The organism is Acinetobacter sp. FY683, from assembly GCF_059515885.1.
Window position 1 is genome coordinate 49,426 of sequence record NZ_JCAKNA010000015.1, and the last position, 17,438, is coordinate 66,863.

17 protein-coding genes are annotated in these 17,438 nt (G+C 37.0%); 10 read left to right on the plus strand and 7 right to left on the minus strand.

All coding sequences use genetic code 11. The annotated features are described in order from the left end of the window. From atpA to AC5YDH_RS09560, 5 genes are all read left to right on the plus strand, one after another. Positions 1-1,545, plus strand: coding sequence for a F0F1 ATP synthase subunit alpha (atpA, locus tag AC5YDH_RS09540; RefSeq protein WP_496118898.1), 1,545 nt, complete (start codon positions 1-3; stop codon positions 1,543-1,545). Positions 1,546-1,634: 89 nt separating this feature from the next. Further along, positions 1,635-2,504, plus strand: coding sequence for a F0F1 ATP synthase subunit gamma (atpG, locus tag AC5YDH_RS09545; protein ID WP_496118900.1), 870 nt, complete (start codon positions 1,635-1,637; stop codon positions 2,502-2,504). 26 nt (positions 2,505-2,530) lie between these two features. After that, a complete protein-coding gene (gene atpD, locus AC5YDH_RS09550) occupies positions 2,531-3,925 on the plus strand; it encodes a F0F1 ATP synthase subunit beta (RefSeq protein ID WP_067762731.1) in 1,395 nt (464 codons plus the stop codon). Between the two features lie 26 nt (positions 3,926-3,951). Beyond that, a complete protein-coding gene (locus AC5YDH_RS09555) occupies positions 3,952-4,371 on the plus strand; it encodes a F0F1 ATP synthase subunit epsilon (RefSeq protein ID WP_496118902.1) in 420 nt (139 codons plus the stop codon). A gap of 80 nt (positions 4,372-4,451) precedes the next feature. Beyond that, a complete protein-coding gene (locus AC5YDH_RS09560) occupies positions 4,452-5,390 on the plus strand; it encodes a hypothetical protein (protein WP_496118904.1) in 939 nt (312 codons plus the stop codon). Here AC5YDH_RS09560 and AC5YDH_RS09565 read toward each other — a convergent pair. Beyond that, the gene (locus AC5YDH_RS09565) at positions 5,377-5,814 is read right to left on the minus strand and encodes an AAA family ATPase (RefSeq protein ID WP_496118906.1); all 438 of its coding nucleotides are present in this window, start codon (positions 5,812-5,814) and stop codon (positions 5,377-5,379) included. The two genes, AC5YDH_RS09560 and AC5YDH_RS09565, sit on opposite strands and share 14 nt — an antisense overlap. A gap of 168 nt (positions 5,815-5,982) precedes the next feature. Between AC5YDH_RS09565 and adhP the strand changes: the two genes are divergently transcribed. Further along, positions 5,983-7,014: an alcohol dehydrogenase AdhP gene (gene adhP, locus AC5YDH_RS09570; RefSeq protein ID WP_496118930.1), complete on the plus strand. Its 1,032-nt coding sequence runs from the start codon at positions 5,983-5,985 to the stop codon at positions 7,012-7,014. Between the two features lie 70 nt (positions 7,015-7,084). On the opposite strand, the gene AC5YDH_RS09575 is transcribed toward adhP, so the two are convergent. The 3 genes from AC5YDH_RS09575 to AC5YDH_RS09585 form a co-directional block, all read right to left on the minus strand. After that, entirely contained in the window at positions 7,085-7,645 is a 561-nt protein-coding gene (locus AC5YDH_RS09575) for a PM1805 family lipoprotein (RefSeq protein ID WP_496118908.1), read from the minus strand. A 141-nt stretch (positions 7,646-7,786) separates the two neighbouring features. Beyond that, positions 7,787-8,332 (minus strand): glutathione peroxidase, encoded by a 546-nt coding sequence (locus AC5YDH_RS09580; protein ID WP_496118931.1) that lies wholly within the window; start codon positions 8,330-8,332, stop codon positions 7,787-7,789. Positions 8,333-8,433: 101 nt separating this feature from the next. Continuing rightward, on the minus strand, positions 8,434-9,183 hold the full coding sequence (locus AC5YDH_RS09585) for an AraC family transcriptional regulator (protein WP_496118910.1): 750 nt from the start codon (positions 9,181-9,183) through the stop codon (positions 8,434-8,436). A 145-nt stretch (positions 9,184-9,328) separates the two neighbouring features. Between AC5YDH_RS09585 and AC5YDH_RS09590 the strand changes: the two genes are divergently transcribed. Further along, complete coding sequence (locus AC5YDH_RS09590) at positions 9,329-10,213, plus strand: DMT family transporter (RefSeq protein WP_496118912.1); 885 nt, start codon at positions 9,329-9,331, stop codon at positions 10,211-10,213. A gap of 392 nt (positions 10,214-10,605) precedes the next feature. Here AC5YDH_RS09590 and tsaC read toward each other — a convergent pair whose 3' ends face one another. Genes tsaC through AC5YDH_RS09605 form a run of 3 tightly spaced genes read right to left on the minus strand, consistent with a single transcriptional unit; the run spans position 10,606 to position 13,542 of the window. After that, on the minus strand, positions 10,606-11,175 hold the full coding sequence (tsaC, locus tag AC5YDH_RS09595) for an L-threonylcarbamoyladenylate synthase type 1 TsaC (protein ID WP_496118914.1): 570 nt from the start codon (positions 11,173-11,175) through the stop codon (positions 10,606-10,608). A 39-nt stretch (positions 11,176-11,214) separates the two neighbouring features. Next, positions 11,215-12,372, minus strand: a complete 1,158-nt coding sequence (gene dprA / locus AC5YDH_RS09600) for a DNA-processing protein DprA (RefSeq protein WP_496118916.1) — start codon at positions 12,370-12,372, stop codon at positions 11,215-11,217. Between the two features lie 9 nt (positions 12,373-12,381). Continuing rightward, positions 12,382-13,542, minus strand: coding sequence for a LysM peptidoglycan-binding domain-containing protein (locus tag AC5YDH_RS09605; RefSeq protein WP_496118918.1), 1,161 nt, complete (start codon positions 13,540-13,542; stop codon positions 12,382-12,384). A gap of 120 nt (positions 13,543-13,662) precedes the next feature. On the opposite strand from AC5YDH_RS09605, the gene def reads away from it, so the two are divergent. The 3 genes from def (at position 13,663) to AC5YDH_RS09620 (ending at position 16,819) form a co-directional block, all read left to right on the plus strand. Further along, positions 13,663-14,193, plus strand: coding sequence for a peptide deformylase (def, locus tag AC5YDH_RS09610; protein WP_496118920.1), 531 nt, complete (start codon positions 13,663-13,665; stop codon positions 14,191-14,193). An 84-nt stretch (positions 14,194-14,277) separates the two neighbouring features. Further along, the gene (locus tag AC5YDH_RS09615) at positions 14,278-14,709 is read left to right on the plus strand and encodes a DUF2946 domain-containing protein (RefSeq protein ID WP_496118922.1); all 432 of its coding nucleotides are present in this window, start codon (positions 14,278-14,280) and stop codon (positions 14,707-14,709) included. Between the two features lie 70 nt (positions 14,710-14,779). Beyond that, the gene (locus AC5YDH_RS09620; protein WP_496118924.1) at positions 14,780-16,819 is read left to right on the plus strand and encodes a TonB-dependent copper receptor; all 2,040 of its coding nucleotides are present in this window, start codon (positions 14,780-14,782) and stop codon (positions 16,817-16,819) included. Positions 16,820-17,438 lie beyond the last annotated feature (619 nt).

Consider the following 17,438-nt stretch of genomic DNA (forward strand, 5'->3'; position numbering starts at 1 on the left):
ATGCAACAACTGAATCCATCCGAGATCAGTGCGCTCATTAAACAGCGTATCGGCGATCTGGACACCAGCGCAACCGCTAAGAACGAAGGAACCATTGTTATGGTTTCCGACGGTATTGTGCGTATTCACGGCCTTGCTGATGCAATGTACGGTGAAATGATCGAATTCGACGGCGGCCTTTATGGTATGGCACTGAACCTAGAACAGGATTCAGTGGGCGTCGTTGTTTTAGGTAACTACTTAAGCCTTCAAGAAGGTCAAAAAGCTCGTTGCACAGGTCGTGTATTAGAAGTTCCGGTTGGTCCAGAACTTTTAGGCCGTGTAGTAGATGCTTTGGGTAACCCAATTGATGGTAAAGGCCCAATTGATGCAAAATTAACTGATGCTGTTGAAAAAGTAGCACCAGGCGTAATTTGGCGTCAATCAGTGGATCAACCTGTACAAACTGGTTATAAATCAGTAGATACAATGATCCCTGTAGGTCGTGGTCAACGTGAGTTGATCATTGGTGACCGTCAAACTGGTAAAACAGCAATGGCGATCGACGCGATCATCGCTCAGAAAAACTCTGGCATTAAATGTGTATACGTAGCAATTGGTCAAAAACAATCGACTATCGCTAACGTTGTACGCAAGCTAGAAGAAACTGGCGCTATGGCGTATACAACTGTTGTAGCAGCAGCGGCAGCGGATCCAGCAGCAATGCTTTATCTTGCTCCATATTCTGGCTGTACAATGGGCGAATACTTCCGTGACCGCGGTGAAGATGCGTTAATCATTTATGATGACTTGTCTAAGCAAGCTGTTGCTTACCGTCAAATTTCATTGCTTTTACGCCGTCCACCAGGTCGTGAAGCTTACCCAGGTGACGTGTTCTATCTACATTCACGTCTACTTGAGCGTGCTTCTCGTGTATCTGCTGACTACGTTGAGAAATTCACTAATGGTGAAGTTAAAGGCCAAACTGGTTCATTAACTGCATTGCCAATTATTGAAACTCAAGCGGGTGACGTATCTGCATTCGTACCAACGAACGTAATTTCGATTACTGATGGTCAGATCTTCTTAGAAACATCATTATTCAACTCAGGTATTCGTCCTGCAGTGAACGCGGGTATCTCTGTATCTCGTGTTGGTGGTTCTGCACAAACTAAGATCATCAAAAAATTGTCTGGTGGTATCCGTACCGCTTTAGCACAATACCGTGAATTGGCAGCGTTTGCTCAGTTCGCTTCTGACCTTGATGAAGCAACTCGTAAGCAATTAGAACATGGTCAACGTGTAACTGAGTTAATGAAGCAAAAACAATATGCTCCTTACTCAATTGCTGACCAAGCTGTTTCAGTTTATGCATCTAACGAAGGCTACATGGCTGACGTAGAAGTTAAGAAAATCGTTGCATTTGATGCTGCGTTAGTTTCTTTCTTCCGTTCAGAACAAGCTGCGTTAATGCAAAAAATTGACGAGACTGGTGCTTGGGATAAAGAAATCGAAGCAGCATTCAAAGCAGGTATTGAAAGCTTTAAAGCGACTCAAACTTACTAAGTTTCAGACTGTTGAAATTTAGTGTTGGTTTGGTTCACGGAATCAACCTTCGGAGGCTCGCAAGGGCCTTCGAATACTAGGTTAAGCGTATGGCAAATTTAAAAGAAATTCGCGCCAAAGTAGCTAGTATCAAAAGCACGCAGAAGATTACTCGCGCGATGCAGATGGTAGCAGCTTCTAAGATGCGTCGTGCGCAAGAGCGCATGGCTCAAGGCCGTCCGTATGCCGAAAATATGCACCGTGTAATTGCTCATTTGGTACAAGCGAATCCTGAATACAAACATCGTTATATGGTTGAACGCCCAGTTAAGCGCGTTGGCTATATCATTGTGTCTTCAGATCGTGGTTTGGCAGGTGGTTTGAACATTAACTTGTTCAAAAAAGTTGTTAAACATGTACAGCAACAACAAGAGCAGTCAATTGAAGTTCAATTTGCTTTAATTGGTCAAAAAGCGGTTTCGTTTTTTAAAAGCTACGGCGGTAAAGTGCTTGGTGCGACAACTCAAGTTGGCGACACACCAAGCCTTGAACAGTTATCTGGTTCTGTACAGGTAATGTTAGACGCTTACGATAAAGGCGAGTTAGATCGTATTTATCTAGTTTCTAACGGCTTTGTAAATGCCATGACTCAAGATCAAAAGATCGAACAACTTGTTCCTTTAGCTGCTGCTGAAGATGACAAGACTCTTAACCGTCAATATGGTTGGGATTATATCTATGAGCCAGAAGCTGAAGAGCTTTTAAATGGCTTATTGGTTCGTTACATTGAGTCTGTGGTGTATCAAGGCGTAATCGAGAACATCGCGTGTGAGCAATCTGCTCGTATGGTTGCAATGAAAGCTGCAACAGATAACGCTGGTGACTTGATTAAGAACCTACAACTTATTTATAACAAGCTGCGTCAAGCCGCGATTACTCAGGAAATTTCTGAGATCGTTGGTGGTGCCGCTGCCGTTTAACATTATTTTGAATTGAGGAGACAGCAATGAGTAGCGGTCGTATCATTCAGATCATCGGCGCGGTAATCGACGTCGAGTTTGAACGCAATAGCGTTCCTAAGATCTATGACGCTCTTCACGTTGATGGAACTGAAACTACTTTAGAAGTTCAGCAACAACTTGGTGATGGCGTAGTTCGTACTATTGCAATGGGTTCTACTGAAGGCCTTAAGCGTGGTTTGAACGTAACAAATACTGGCGCTCCGATCTCTGTACCTGTAGGTACAGCGACTCTTGGTCGTATTATGGACGTTCTTGGTCGCCCTATCGATGAAGCTGGTGATGTTGCTACAGAAGCTCGTTTACCGATTCACCGTCAAGCACCTTCTTACGCTGAACAAGCAGCTTCTACTGACCTTTTAGAAACTGGTATTAAAGTAATTGACTTACTTTGCCCGTTCGCTAAAGGTGGTAAAGTTGGTTTATTCGGTGGTGCCGGTGTTGGTAAAACTGTAAACATGATGGAGTTGATCAACAACATCGCTAAAGCTCACTCAGGTTTATCTGTGTTTGCTGGTGTTGGTGAGCGTACTCGTGAAGGTAATGACTTCTATCACGAGATGAAAGACTCTAACGTTCTTGACAAAGTAGCGATGGTTTACGGTCAGATGAACGAGCCACCAGGTAACCGTTTACGCGTAGCGTTGACTGGTCTTACTATGGCTGAGTACTTCCGTGACGAGAAAGACGAAAACGGTAAAGGCCGTGACGTATTATTGTTCGTAGACAACATCTACCGTTATACACTAGCAGGTACTGAAGTATCAGCACTTCTAGGTCGTATGCCGTCTGCAGTAGGTTACCAACCTACACTTGCAGAAGAGATGGGTGTTCTTCAAGAACGTATTACATCTACTAAGTCTGGTTCTATTACGTCAATTCAAGCGGTATACGTACCTGCCGATGACTTAACAGATCCATCGCCTGCAACTACATTCGCTCACTTAGACGCAACTGTAGTATTGAGCCGTGACATCGCATCTTCTGGTATTTACCCAGCGATCGATCCACTTGACTCAACTTCACGCCAATTAGATCCATTAGTAGTTGGTGCTGAGCATTACGAAATTGCTCGTTCAGTTCAAAACGTTCTTCAACGTTACAAAGAATTGAAAGACATTATCGCAATTCTTGGTATGGACGAGTTAGCTGAAGAAGACAAACTTACTGTATACCGTGCACGTAAGATTCAACGCTTCTTCTCTCAACCGTTCCACGTAGCTGAAGTGTTTACTGGTGCTCCTGGTAAACTTGTACCACTTAAAGAAACGATTCGTGGCTTTAAAGGTCTTTTAGCTGGTGAATACGACCATATCCCAGAACAAGCGTTCTACATGGTTGGTGGTATTGACGAAGTTATTGCTAAAGCTGAGAAACTTTAATTAGTTCCCTAATTTAGGAGATTCTCATGGCGACTATGCAATGTGATGTTGTAAGTGTAAAAGAGTCTTTGTACTCTGGCACTGTAACTATGCTAATTGCTAAAGGTGCTGGCGGTGAGTTAGGTATTATGCCTGGACATGCTCCGTTAGTAACTTTACTTCAACCTGGCGCAATTCGCGTTGTGTTGGAAAACGGTACTGAAGAGTTAATCTTTGTATCGGGTGGTGTTCTAGAAGTTCAACCGCATGTGGTTACGATTCTTGCAGATACTGCAATTCGTGCACACGACTTAGATGAAGTTGCAATTCTTGAAGCGCGTAAAAACGCTGAAGTTTTGTTAGCAAATCAAAAGAGCGATTTGGACTCTGCTGCTGCATTGGCTGCTCTTGCAGAAACTGCTGCTCAGTTGGAAACAATCCGCAAAATCAAAAACCGCGCTCAATAAGGCATGGTTCGAGATTGAAGAAACCACCCGAAAGGGTGGTTTTTTTATGGTATAAATAATTAAAAATAAAAGGGATTTTTATGATTAAAGCATCATTTTTTTATCGGGGATTCATTTTTTTAGCTTTTATTACTTATATTGTTTGTTTTGTAATAGCTGTAATTTCTATGCAAGGAAATTATTGGGATGAAATATTAAAAGCATTAACTACTCCAGTTAGCTTTACTATATTTATTGCATTTTTTGCAGTAGCTTTTGCATTAGAAAATTATCTTAGAAAAACTGATTTAGATATATCAGGTAGAGTGAAAATTTATAATTATGAGCCTAAAAAAAGTGGATATAGCTATGACACTAGTATTATAAGTTTTCAGCTAAATAATTATAAAGATAAGACGGTTGTGATTTATAAAGTCTATTTACGATTGGAGGGAAATCTATATATCGAGCTATTAGATGCAACTAAAAAGCCTATATTATTAAAAGCTTACGACACTTGTTTCGAAAAAATAGAAAAAACACTTTATTATAAAAAAGACAATGAGCCAAGATTGATAAAGAATATTAATCTTGGTAATTCAAATATTTATTTAGATACAAACGAAGGGAGATACAAGGTAAAGAAAAAAATAGAGAATTGGGTGCCTAAAAAAGAAAATATATTAATTCCTATTACGGGAAATGGCGATTATGATTTTGATGTTAAATTTTACATTCATGAAAATTCTCCAATATCATTACAGCCTACAAGTTACTCTCTTAAGTTTGGACAGGAAAGTATTAAAATACATGGTAAAACTGTAAGTGTTAAAGATATTAAAAATGCTGATGAGCTAAAAGCTTTAATAGAAAAAGAGTGTCCTATATATGGAGGCTATTCTATCACTACTTTAATAGACCAAATTAATAAAGAATATCCAACTTGGTCATCAGCTAGTGATATTGATTCCAAAAAAAAATTTAGCAATTATACAAAGCAGCTATGTAAAAGATTGCTAAGAGCATTTAAGAAGGAGTAGTAATAAACTCCCCATTCCCTAAAATCTTCACTTTAAATATTTCATCAAAGCCTTCATCTAAACTTGGTATTTCTAGCTTTTTATACGTTGCTCTTACGCCAACTTCAGGAATATTGGCTTTACCTATGCGGTGGCTATTACGCTCTAAAGTACTTTTCAAATCTGTTTCAAAATAATAAGAAATCACCTCAAAACCAGCATCTTTAGCTCGTTTTATATAACGAGCACGATCTTCTTTTGTAGGATTGGTGTTGTCTATAACCATTTTGGTTTTAGAAGCTAAACATGCTTCAAAAATAATATTTTCTCGGTGGCGAGTTTTTAGCATATCCAAATTTATACGCAAATGACTATGCGCTAAATTGAGTAAATAAAAACTCGACTTTCCTGAGGCTTGAACGCCTGTAAAAATAATGAGCTGCATTTTGAAAACTAAGAATGAATAACTCTAAGCTTATCAAAATAAGAAGGAAATAGATAAAGTTGGTGATTGCATTTTCAACCTACCTAACTCCAACCTTTAAGATATTACTATTTTTTTGTACTACAAAATGAATGAATAGTTTTAAGTGTAAAACACATGGAGTAAAGAATAATGGCTATGATGAAAGCTGCAGTGGTTACGGAATTTAATCAACCACTTGTTATTAAAGAAGTAGAAATTCCAAAAGTAACAGCAGGTAAAGTACTAGTAAAAATGGTCGCAACAGGGGTTTGCCACACAGATTTACATGCTATGCATGGTGATTGGCCAATTAAACCAACCTTACCATTTATTCCTGGACATGAAGGTGTGGGGGAGGTTGTAGAAATTGGTGCAGGCATAGACCATCTTAAAGTTGGCGATATTGTTGGTGTGCCTTGGCTATATTCTGCATGTGGTCATTGTGATCATTGTTATGCAGGCTGGGAAACACTGTGTAAGCAACAACAAAATTCGGGATACTCTGTAAACGGTAGCTTTGCGGAATACTGCTTAGCAGATGGTGAATATGTAGGTGTAATTCCTGCAGGTGTCGATTTACTCGAAATTGCGCCAATTCTGTGTGCGGGAGTTACGGTATATAAAGGTCTGAAAATGACAGATGCCAAAACAGGTGATTGGGTTGCAATCTCTGGAATTGGTGGTTTGGGACATGTAGCAGTTCAGTATGCAAAAACCATGGGCTTTAATGTTGTTGCAATTGATGTAGATGATTCAAAAATTGAGCTTGCAAAAAGTTTAGGTGCAGACGTTGGTATTAATGCGTTAAAAACTGATGTAAAACAAGCTGTAATTGACGCAACAGGTGATGGCTGCCATGGGGTTTTGGTGACAGCAGTTTCTCCTAAAGCGTTTGAACAAGCTGTTTCAATTATTCGTCGTGGTGGAACAATGGTTCTTAATGGATTACCGCCAGGTAAATTTGACCTTTCAATTTTTGATATGGTGTTAGATGGTATTACTGTTCGTGGTTCTATTGTAGGAACACGTTTAGATTTAAAAGAAGCATTAGATATTGCAGCGAAAGGGAAAGTTAAGGCGCATATCAGCGTAGAACCTTTAGAAAATATTAATGATATTTTTGATCGAATGGAACATGGGAAAATAGATGGGCGCATAGTAATTGATATGCGAATTTAATTTTCTAATATATGAAAGCCTTATCTTCTAAAAGAGGATAAGGCTTTTTAGTTGGAATAAGTTAAGTCAGTTATTTATCATTTGAAGAAATCATCATACCTGCAAGCTTAATCATTTCATCTTGAACATTGCCCATTTGCTGTTCAATTTTATCTAAATCGACCTTAGATAAGTCTAAATCGCCTTTTAAGAATGGAGAATTTAAAACTTTTTCATTGGCAGATAAAATATTTGCACGAATATCGTCAATTTCCTGACTCTTTAAATTTAAAGATTCTAAGACTTGATTCAATTCTTTCAATTGGCTTTGTAGTTGAGCTGCTGTTTCTTTTAATTGTTGATGATCTTGTGCATTTACCGCATCTTCTAAAGTTGTTTGAGTCTGCTTTAACTGATCAATATATTCGCCAGCTTTCATTTGCATATCTGCAACATCTCGAACAATGTAGAGCATATTGCCACTTTTTAGATTATGAGGTGCATTGTCATGAGAGGAAGCATCTTTTTGTTGCGCTGTATCATTTTGCTCAATAGTGCTTTCAGCGGTTTGATTTTGTTCACAACCAATTAAAAGAATACCAGTACTAAAAATAGCAAAAGGAAGTAACACACCTTGAAGAAGTTTTTTCATGTTGAGCACAGTATTTATACACGATGGCTTTAATATAAGGGGCAAATGTGAAGAAAAAACAGATTTTTGCAAAGTTATAACATTACTTTTGTAAAAAAGAGCATGTGTATGCTCTTTTTTCATTTAACGATTAAATAAAGCTTATTTTGCAAGTTCTGCATTTATTGCATCAACAATTCGAGCATCATCAGCTGTAATATCGGGTGCAAAACGAGCAACAATTTCACCTGTTTTAGACACAAGAAATTTTTCAAAGTTCCATAAAACTTCAGGTGGCTCATTTGGTGTTAATCCATAGTCTACTAAATCTTTCCACCAAGGACCTTCACCAATACGTTCAGGAATAGCTTGCGTTAAAGTTTGGTAAAGTGGGTGTTTATCTGCACCTGCAACTGAAATTTTTGAGAATAGTGGGAAGTCTACTTTATAGTTTACAGAGCAAAAATCTTGAATTTCTTCATCCGAACCAGGTTCTTGTTCTAAGAAGTTGTTTGCTGGAAATCCTAAAATTTCTAAACCTGAGTTTTTCTTTTCTGTATAAAGTTTTTCTAAGCCGTCATATTGCGGTGTTAAACCACATTTTGATGCAACATTTACAAGAAGTAAAACCTTACCTGTATATTGATTTAAGGTAACATTTTCACCTTGAATTGTTTTTACTGGAATGTTGTATACAGAAGCCATGATCATTTCTCTAATAATGAATACTTAAATGTTTTAGCGCTTATTCAAGGGAGGAGCAAGTCAATTTTTAGTAAATTGTGGCAAAGATTTCTAGAGGAGATAATTTAGGAAGATTTCAGTTGATTTGGCGTTTGGTTTGTATAGCGTTTAAAGAATTCAATAAAGCTAGAACTGTGGTTATAACCTAAATCGTATGCAACTTTTTTAATGGAAACATCCTGAGATAGTTGAGTAATGGCGTATAAAATTTTAGCCCGATTACGCCATTCAGAAATACTCATATTCAATTCTTGCTGACAAAGGCGTAATAGGTGGCGCTCTGTTATAGGGGCATCTGTAATGAGTTGGTGAAGGCTACAAGTTAAATTTTCAGGAGCAGAAAGTTTATCTAGAATTTTCTTTAAAACTGGATGGTGGCTTTGTGGCAAATAGTGATTGTATTTAGGTGCTACGATCAATTGATCTAATAATACTTGTAATAAATGACGATAATGACTCGAGTTCTCAGAGGTGTTTTTGAAACGCAAAACCTCTTCGACTAAGGTTCTTAGAAAAAAACTCACACCTAAAACTTCTGCTTTTGTAGAAAAAAATTGACATAAATTAGGGTGAAAACGGATTGCAACATAGTGAGTCCGAGTCTGCTCGGCTGCATGGCAATGATGTGTTATACGTGGTGGAATCCAAATGCCATAACTAGGAGGTGATAGCTGTATTTGCCCATCAATTTCATACTCTAAAATGCCTTGAAGGCAAAAGTTAAAATCTCCCCAAATAGATGCATGTGGTTCAACATAGTCGTTTTTTTCATAGAAAAACTCTTCTACAGTCATGTATTTTTCAAGTTCATGCATATAAGTTGCTCTATGAATAAATAGGTTGATTTCAGGTATCATTTTTATAATGTCGAATATACGATATAAATGTCTGATATTCAGTATTTAAATTATTTCCGACCTTTTGCATAATATTCATTCGCATTTAAGATATGAACTATTTATGAATCAGCAAATTAAAACAAATACTTGGGCTGTTTTTTTGCCCCTTATTGCTGTATTTATTTGGGCATTGAATGTTGCTGTTACACGTTATGTTGCAGATTATATTTCACCAATTAGTATTAGTTTTTATCGTTGGTTTGTCGCATTTCTTATTTTAACACCATTTATGCTAATCAAATTGATTAAGTCATGGTCGTTAATTCGTCCTTATTTAGCAAAATTTGCAGTTTTATCTGCTTTTGGAATGATGCTCTATCAGGGAATTTCTTATGTTGCGGCACATTATACAAGTGCTACAAATATGGGAATTATTAATGCATTTATTCCAATTTTTACCATGTTTGTATCTATTGCGATATTAAAAGAATATCCCAATAAATTTGCTGTTATTGGTGGTTTATTATCTTTTTGTGGTCTTATTTTTGTGATTGCTCAAGGTGATATTTTAAGTCTGCTGCATTTGGGTGGTCATGTAGGTGACTTACTGATGATAGCCGCTGTCTTCTTTTATGCATTTTATGGGGTCTTTTTAAAAAAATGGAAACTACAGGTTCCTTTGCTATTGAGCTTGTATGTACAAATTATTTTTGTACTTATTTTTCACTTACCATTTTTGCTATGGTTTGGCTTGGATGCAATTAATACTGGAAATGTGACAAGTGTTTTATATGCGGGTATTTTTCCATCGCTCATAGCACCGTTTGTTTGGATGCTTTCAATTCAAAAAAATGGACCCAATAGAACCAGTATTTTTATGAATTTAATGCCAGTGTTTACTGCATTAATTGCTTACTTGTGGTTAAAAGAAGCATGGACGATTTATCATACGATTGGTGGCGTTATCATTATTTCTGGAATTATTTTGGCGCAAAAGAAAGCTTAAAATGCAGAATTGATTAATTATTGATCGGTCGAAACTTTTTTTTTAAAGGCTCCGTTTAAAATACATATTTTTTAAATGTTGAATAAAACGGCAATCTTTTAAAAAATGTTCAATAAAATAGCTAGATAATTTGAATTATAGTTTTTATATGTATCTATTAAGACATTTTTTATATTAATAGATCATTTTATTCTATTTCATATTGGAAACTATTTGATGAATAATAGCCTCAGTTAAGTAATTAAGACTTTGTTTTAGTGAAGCCTTATTATCAACACCAGATTTGCAAGACCCTCTGGATGTGATTACACATCCTTTTTCATGCTCAACCATCCCTATATGGTTGAGCTTTTTTTTGTCTAAGTTTTTCATCTCTTTATATTAAAAACATATTATTCGCGAATAATTTTTCCAGTTTCTGCATCAATAATTTTACTTGGTTCATGGCTTAAGCCTAAATCACCATCTAAATAATCTAATTCATCTTTAAAATAAGTGTGGGCATCTTGCAGTGAACGAGCAGGCTCTAAACCAGCAGTATTAGCACTTGTAGATACAATGTAGCCATCAAAAGCATTGCATAGAGCAATACATAAAGGGTGAGTTGTAACACGAACAGCAACTTTAGGATGGTTTCCTTTAATCCATGTTGGAATATCTTCTGTTGCAGGAAGAAGCCATGTTGTTGCACGTTCAGAAGGATGTCTATTGCTCCAAGAATCTACAACCTGCTTTTGCATATCTGAACTTAAATGAATAAGTAAATGTTCTATTTGTGAAATTTGTCCTGCGAGTAAAATGACACCTTTTTCAATAGGCCGTTGTTTTAAACGTAAAATTTCTTGAAATGCTTGTTCATTATGAGGGTCGCAACCTAATCCCCAAACTGCCTCTGTAGGATAGGCGAGTACTTGTCCTTTTTTAAGGTAGTCCGCAGCTTCAATGGCAGAGGTGGTGATCATGGATGGGAGCCTTTCTAAAATAAAGTGCTATTGTGAACCTTATTTATGAGAACGACAACGGACATATAAACCAGATTGTTGCATACATAAACCACGTAACTCTAATTCTATTAGGTAGCCAGTTAGTGTAGAAACGTCTAATTTTAATATTGTGGCTAGTTGGTCTAGGTCTTGTCCAACCCAATCTAGTTGTCTATATAAATCTATGAGATATTCAGGAATATCAAATGATTCTTCATTTTGTTTTTCAAATAATTCTGAAGATGTATTTTGAATTTCAGTTTGTTGAGCATGCCATTGCGTTGGTAATGCTAGATCTTCAATAACTTGCTCTGGATGATCTACTAGAATGGCTCCCTCACGAATAAGTTGATGGCATCCTTGATGGTATTCATTATAGATGTGACCTGGAATTGCAAAAATAAGCTTACCTTGTTCGGCTGCGAGTTTGGCTGTAATAAGTGAACCGCTATCTAAGGTTGCTTCAGCAACAATAACCCCTAGACTTAATCCACTCACAATACGATTTCTTCTTGGAAAGTGTTGTTGTAATGGTTTTGTTGTTGGTAAAAACTCAGTAATAATTGCGCCGTGATTTGTAATAATACTTTGTCTTAAAGTTTGATTTTGGGATGGGTAGGTGAGGTCTAAACCTGTACCCATGACCGCAATTGTACGTTGATTCTTTAGACCACCTTGATGAGCTGCTTCATCTATCCCTTGTGCTAAACCACTATTAATATAAAAACCTTTTTCACTTAAATAGTAGGCAAAATCATAAGCGACTTGTCGACCATGTGTACTTGATTTACGACTTCCCACAATTGCAACCTGAGGTTGGAGTAGAATTTTTTCATTTCCTTGCCCAAATAAAATTGGAGGTCTATCGCTATAAGGTAGAAGTTGTGGAGGGTAACAAGTATCTGTTTCTATAAGAATGAAATCTGAGTGTTGCTTAATTTGGGTAAGTACTTTTTGAAATTCAATTTGTCCTTCTTCAGTATGAAATTGTTTTAGACGTTGAAGATGGTTTTTATGAAGTGCTAAATTTTGCCATTGATCGCTATTTTCTGGTTTTAATGCGAGCGCTAAAGTTTGGAACTGTTTTTGAATTTTATAAAAGCTAGAAAGTGAATGTTGAACCACATACCAGACTGCAATTGTTTCAATTTGAGTTTGTGATAAGTGGCTCAACATTTTTTTCAACTATTCATTCATAATAGGTGGTGTAAGTAATGCACCAACATTAATAGGAAGTGAGCTTTCTAAAACATAGCCATAGCTAATATTGTCAAAAGTTTTAAATACCATAACGCTTCCTACATTTTCAGAAGGTAGTTGGATTGTTTTACGAGTAACAGGGTCTTTAACCATTTGACCTACGTCATTTACGCTAAATACATCACCAACTTTTACGCCTTGATTTGTTCCACGGTCAATACTTACCACACTACGAACTGCGGCAGCACCAATTGAACCTTGAACACGAATAATTTTACCACCTGCAACAACATCTTCAGCATTTACAGGGTAGAACATCGTTGGTAATGTTGATTCTTGTTCTGGCATAACAATATAACCACGACGAATTTCAGCATTATAAGAATCTGTGACTTCGATGGTGGTCATATCATCTGTTTGCTTGGTTGCAATTCCAGATGCAACTTCAACAATTTCTAAACCTGCATTGTATTTTTTCCCTTTCGCATCTAGTAGGATGTAAGGTTCATTTTCACTATAAACACTATAGCGTTGACCTACTTCTAAGCCATTGCCGCGTACATAAATACTTTGTCCTTTGGCTGCAAGAACACGTTGGTCTCTTGCACCGACTACATAAGGCATATTTTTAACTGAGTTTTCAGGTACAATGCTAGAACGCTCTAACCAGTTTTTAATGCTATCTAGTGGAATCACTGGAATAGTATTGTTTAATGACTCCAAACGGATTTGTGGTTGCAGAGTGATAGTGTCATTTCCGTAACGACGAATAATTCCATCACAGCCATCACCCTCATCTTTACCAATGAGAGGCTTGCCGTTATAGCTACACATTAAAAGTTTATCCCCAGGGAAAATCCAGTGCGGATTTTTAATGTATTTATTGCTTGCCCAAATTTCACGCCAGCGGTAAGGATTTTTGAGGAATTTTTTTGAAATATCCCAAAGCGTATCGCCTTTTTTTACAACATAAACATTGGGTGCATTTGCTTTTAATGCGGGCGGATTAATATTGCGTGTAGGTGTTGATGCTTCAACTGTTGTTACCATACCAATGCCTAGCCCTGCACACATTGCAAGAGCAAGCGTATGTTTTTTTAACCCCAAGACACTGAAAGAAGATGTGTCTTTAAAAACCTTTTTCATTATCATAATTCCTAAAATTATGTATGTAGTTGCGTTATAATAACGATCTTACACACATTTTTTCGATGAAGCATTCCTTCATTTTGGTTTTTTGATCAATGGCATAAGTGAGGACGCAACATGGCCTTATTACCTATTTTAAGTTTCCCCGACCCACGTCTTCGTACCATTGCACAACCAGTCGAAGAAGTTACTGATGAAATTCGTCAGCTTGCCGCAGATATGTTTGAAACGATGTACGAAGCGCCAGGAATTGGTTTGGCGGCTACGCAAGTCGATAAACATATTCAGCTTATTGTTATGGATTTATCTGAAAATAAAGATCAACCCATGGTTTTTATTAACCCTAAAGTTACGCCATTAACTGAAAACACACTTCCTTATGAAGAAGGTTGTCTGTCAGTGCCTCAAATATACGACAAAGTTGAACGCCCGTCACGTGTAAAAATTGAGGCAGTAAATTTAGAAGGTAATGCTTTTGAAATAGAAGCAGATGAACTTCTCGCTGTTTGTATTCAGCATGAAATGGATCACTTAAACGGTAAACTTTTTGTAGATTATTTATCTCCCCTGAAACGTCAACGTGCACGTGAGAAAATTGAAAAAGCTGCTCGTCAGCGTCAAAAAGAAAAAGTACCTGCAAAGCGCTAAGTAAATAGCGAAAGTTTGTAACACAAAGCCCAATATCTATTGGGCTTTGCTATACTCGCTTCCGACAGATTTTAGGATTTGCCTTTGCTTTTACGTAGTGGCTTACTGCTTGCTTTTTATGCAGTATTTTTACAGATTGCTGTTTTTTTACAGCCGTTATTACCTGTGCAATATCAAGTTGCACCGGTTTGTGAAACCATTACGCGTGCACTTTTGTTGGTACCTGTTAAAGAAAACCCTCAATCTACGCATTCTCATGCACATCATGATATGAATCATGCTGAAACTAAGCAAATGAGTCAGCATACGAGTCATCAGCATGATGCAAGTCATCAATGTCAATACTGTACGGTATATGGCAATTTGGTTTTACCACCTGAATTAGACATTAACGAAGTTTTTGATCGTATACAAATTCGTTTAATTGCTTTTCATAAAGCTTTTACGCATGTTTGGTTTGTTCTTCAGCAACTCTTCTTAATGCCTCAAGGGCGAGCCCCTCCAGTTTTCGCATAAATCAAAATTTACACATTTGGGTCTTAACTGACTCCAGCATTGTTTTATTTAAATTTTATGTGAGAAAAAAATGGCTCAGCCTAAATTCTATTTACAGCCTCTTGCGGCTGCGATTTGTGTTGCGTGTTCATCTTCGGTTGTATTTGCAGAAGATTTTACGGAATCTAAAAAACTTGCACCCATTGCGGTAACTGCACAAGCGGGTAATGATGCAAATGGTTTAATTGTTCGTGCAGATCCGAAGCAGCCCATTCAACCCATTCCCGCAACAGATGGTGCAGACTATTTGCAAAGTATTGTGGGTTTTAGTTCTGTAAATAGTGGAGCGGGAACAAATGGTGATGTGACATTCCGTGGAATGTTTGGCTCACGTATTAAAATTTTAACCGATGGCACTGAAAATTTAGGTGCATGCCCAAGTCGTATGGATTCACCGACATCTTATATTTCACCTGAAAGTTATGATCGAATTTCGGTGATTAAGGGACCACAAACAGTTCAATATGCCAATACGGGTTCTGCTGCAACGGTTATTTTTGAACGTAGTCCAGAAACATTTACAGAAGATAAAAATTATCGTGGTCAAGCAAGTGTGTTGATGGGCTCTTTTGGTCGTTTAGACCATAACCTTGAAACAGCAATTGGTGATGAGAAGAAATACATTCGTTTAAATGCCAATCGCTCAGTTTCAGATAGTTATAAAGATGGTGATGGAAATACTGTGCCATCGGATTGGAAACGATGGAATGCAGATGTTGCATTAGGTTGGACACCTGATGAAAACACATGGTTAGAGCTTACAGGTGGTAAAGCAGATGGTGAGGCTGTTTATGCAGGTCGTGGCATGGATGGTTCTAAATTTGCACGTGAAAGTTTAGGTCTACGCTTTGAAAAGAAAAATGTCACTGATGTCATAAAAAAAATTGAAGCGCAAGTAAACTATAACTTCAATGATCATGTCATGGATAACTATAGTTTGCGTCCTGCACCAATGATGAAAATGGCAACTAATGTTGCGCGTAAAACATTAAATGCACGTTTGGCGGTAACGCATGAGTGGGACAAAATTGACTTTGTTTCAGGTTTTGATACGCAGAATAACGAGCACAGTACAAGAAAAACAGAGAATGGAATTTCTTATTTAGATAAACCAAGAACGAAAGATATGAAATTCCAGTCTTTCGGGGGTTTTGGTGAGTTGACATATCACTTTGATGATCAAAATAGATTGGTTACAGGTCTTCGATTAGATCAGGTTGTTGTAAAAGATGAACGTCAAGACTCAGCAAACTTTAACCGTAAATTAGATAAAACATTAGCAAGTGGTTTTATACGATTTGAAAATACACACCCAGATCATGATGATGGTAAAACTTATATTGGTTTAGGCTATGTGGAGCGTATGCCAGATTATTGGGAGTTATTTAGCCCTAAATCAGGTAATGGGAATCTAAATACATTTAATAATATTAATACAGAGAAGACATTGCAGTTAGATGTTGGCTATCAGCATCATCATGGTGGATTCAACTCTTGGGCTTCGGCATATACAGGCCTAATACAAGATTATATTTTGACTCACTATACACCTGGTATGGGAATGATGGGTGGGATGACTGCGAATACTCGTAATGTTGATGCTGTTATTGCAGGAGCGGAAGCGGGTATAGGTTATCAATTTACCGATGCTATTTTGGCAGATGTAAGTACTATGTATGCTTGGGGTAAAAATACGACAGATAAGACTCCACTACCTCAAATTGCACCATTGGAAGCGCGTGTAAACTTACGCTATATACAAGACAAATATAATTTTGGTTTGTTATGGCGAGTAGTTAATAGTCAAAATCGAATTAGCAAAAATGAAGGAAATATTGTTGGTTATGATTTGAATAAAAGCGCAGGGTTTACGACTTTGTCAATTAATGGGACATATAACCTTGCCCAAGGTGTAGATTTGTCTTTAGGTATTGATAATGTTTTAAACAAGACATATACCGAACATTTAAATAAATTAGGTAATTCTGGATTTGGTGATGGCTTTGCGAGTGATCAACAATTTAATAATATTGGTCGTAATTACTGGGCTCGAATGAGTATAAAGTTCTAATTTGATTTAAATCTAAACAAAAAAGCAGGGAATAACCTGCTTTTTTTGTTGGTTTGTTTTTTAAAGTTATTTAAAACAATGGTTTATGGTTGTTTTGGGGTGGTTTTATATTTATTTTTTAAATGATTAAAATAAATAAGTTATATAAAACAGGTATTTATTTTTTTAAAGATTATTAAGTAACCATACAAAATAAAAGTTTTGAAAAAGGTGTTGCAAGGGGAGCGAAATGCTGTAGAATGCACATCCATCGGCGGTGATGAAGATTAAGACTTCTGATAAAACAGTAACTTAGCGCGAAGTGTTGAGATTGGGTTTTAGAAGGAAAGTTTAAAATAATTTAAATTACTTGTTGACTTTCTAGAGATAGAGAGTAATATAGCCGACCTAGCTTGCTACTGACGAAGTAACAAGAAGATCATTAAGAGATTATGAAGAACAACTTGTGTGGATTTTTACTGGTTGATCAATCGAAATTATTTTCATTGATTGATGGTAGAAATTACTCGAAGTTTATTTGAGAAATATTTGTCAGAAAATTGATGAGCCAAGATTGGTACCCTTTAAAGGTACTACTGATTTTAAACTGAAGAGTTTGATCATGGCTCAGATTGAACGC

Bases quoted from the DNA above. Each gene is read 5' to 3' on its own strand.
- AC5YDH_RS09565 (WP_496118906.1), bottom strand. From the start codon at position 5,814: ATGCAGCTCATTATTTTTACAGGCGTTCAAGCCTCAGGAAAGTCGAGT.
- AC5YDH_RS09560 (WP_496118904.1), top strand. From the start codon at position 4,452: ATGATTAAAGCATCATTTTTTTATCGGGGATTCATTTTTTTAGCTTTT.
- dprA (WP_496118916.1), bottom strand. From the start codon at position 12,372: ATGTTGAGCCACTTATCACAAACTCAAATTGAAACAATTGCAGTCTGG.
- AC5YDH_RS09620 (WP_496118924.1), top strand. From the start codon at position 14,780: ATGGCTCAGCCTAAATTCTATTTACAGCCTCTTGCGGCTGCGATTTGT.
- atpG (WP_496118900.1), top strand. From the start codon at position 1,635: ATGGCAAATTTAAAAGAAATTCGCGCCAAAGTAGCTAGTATCAAAAGC.
- def (WP_496118920.1), top strand. From the start codon at position 13,663: ATGGCCTTATTACCTATTTTAAGTTTCCCCGACCCACGTCTTCGTACC.
- AC5YDH_RS09575 (WP_496118908.1), bottom strand. From the start codon at position 7,645: ATGAAAAAACTTCTTCAAGGTGTGTTACTTCCTTTTGCTATTTTTAGT.
- AC5YDH_RS09605 (WP_496118918.1), bottom strand. From the start codon at position 13,542: ATGAAAAAGGTTTTTAAAGACACATCTTCTTTCAGTGTCTTGGGGTTA.
- AC5YDH_RS09585 (WP_496118910.1), bottom strand. From the start codon at position 9,183: ATGCATGAACTTGAAAAATACATGACTGTAGAAGAGTTTTTCTATGAA.
- atpD (WP_067762731.1), top strand. From the start codon at position 2,531: ATGAGTAGCGGTCGTATCATTCAGATCATCGGCGCGGTAATCGACGTC.
- AC5YDH_RS09555 (WP_496118902.1), top strand. From the start codon at position 3,952: ATGGCGACTATGCAATGTGATGTTGTAAGTGTAAAAGAGTCTTTGTAC.
- atpA (WP_496118898.1), top strand. From the start codon at position 1: ATGCAACAACTGAATCCATCCGAGATCAGTGCGCTCATTAAACAGCGT.
- tsaC (WP_496118914.1), bottom strand. From the start codon at position 11,175: ATGATCACCACCTCTGCCATTGAAGCTGCGGACTACCTTAAAAAAGGA.
- AC5YDH_RS09590 (WP_496118912.1), top strand. From the start codon at position 9,329: ATGAATCAGCAAATTAAAACAAATACTTGGGCTGTTTTTTTGCCCCTT.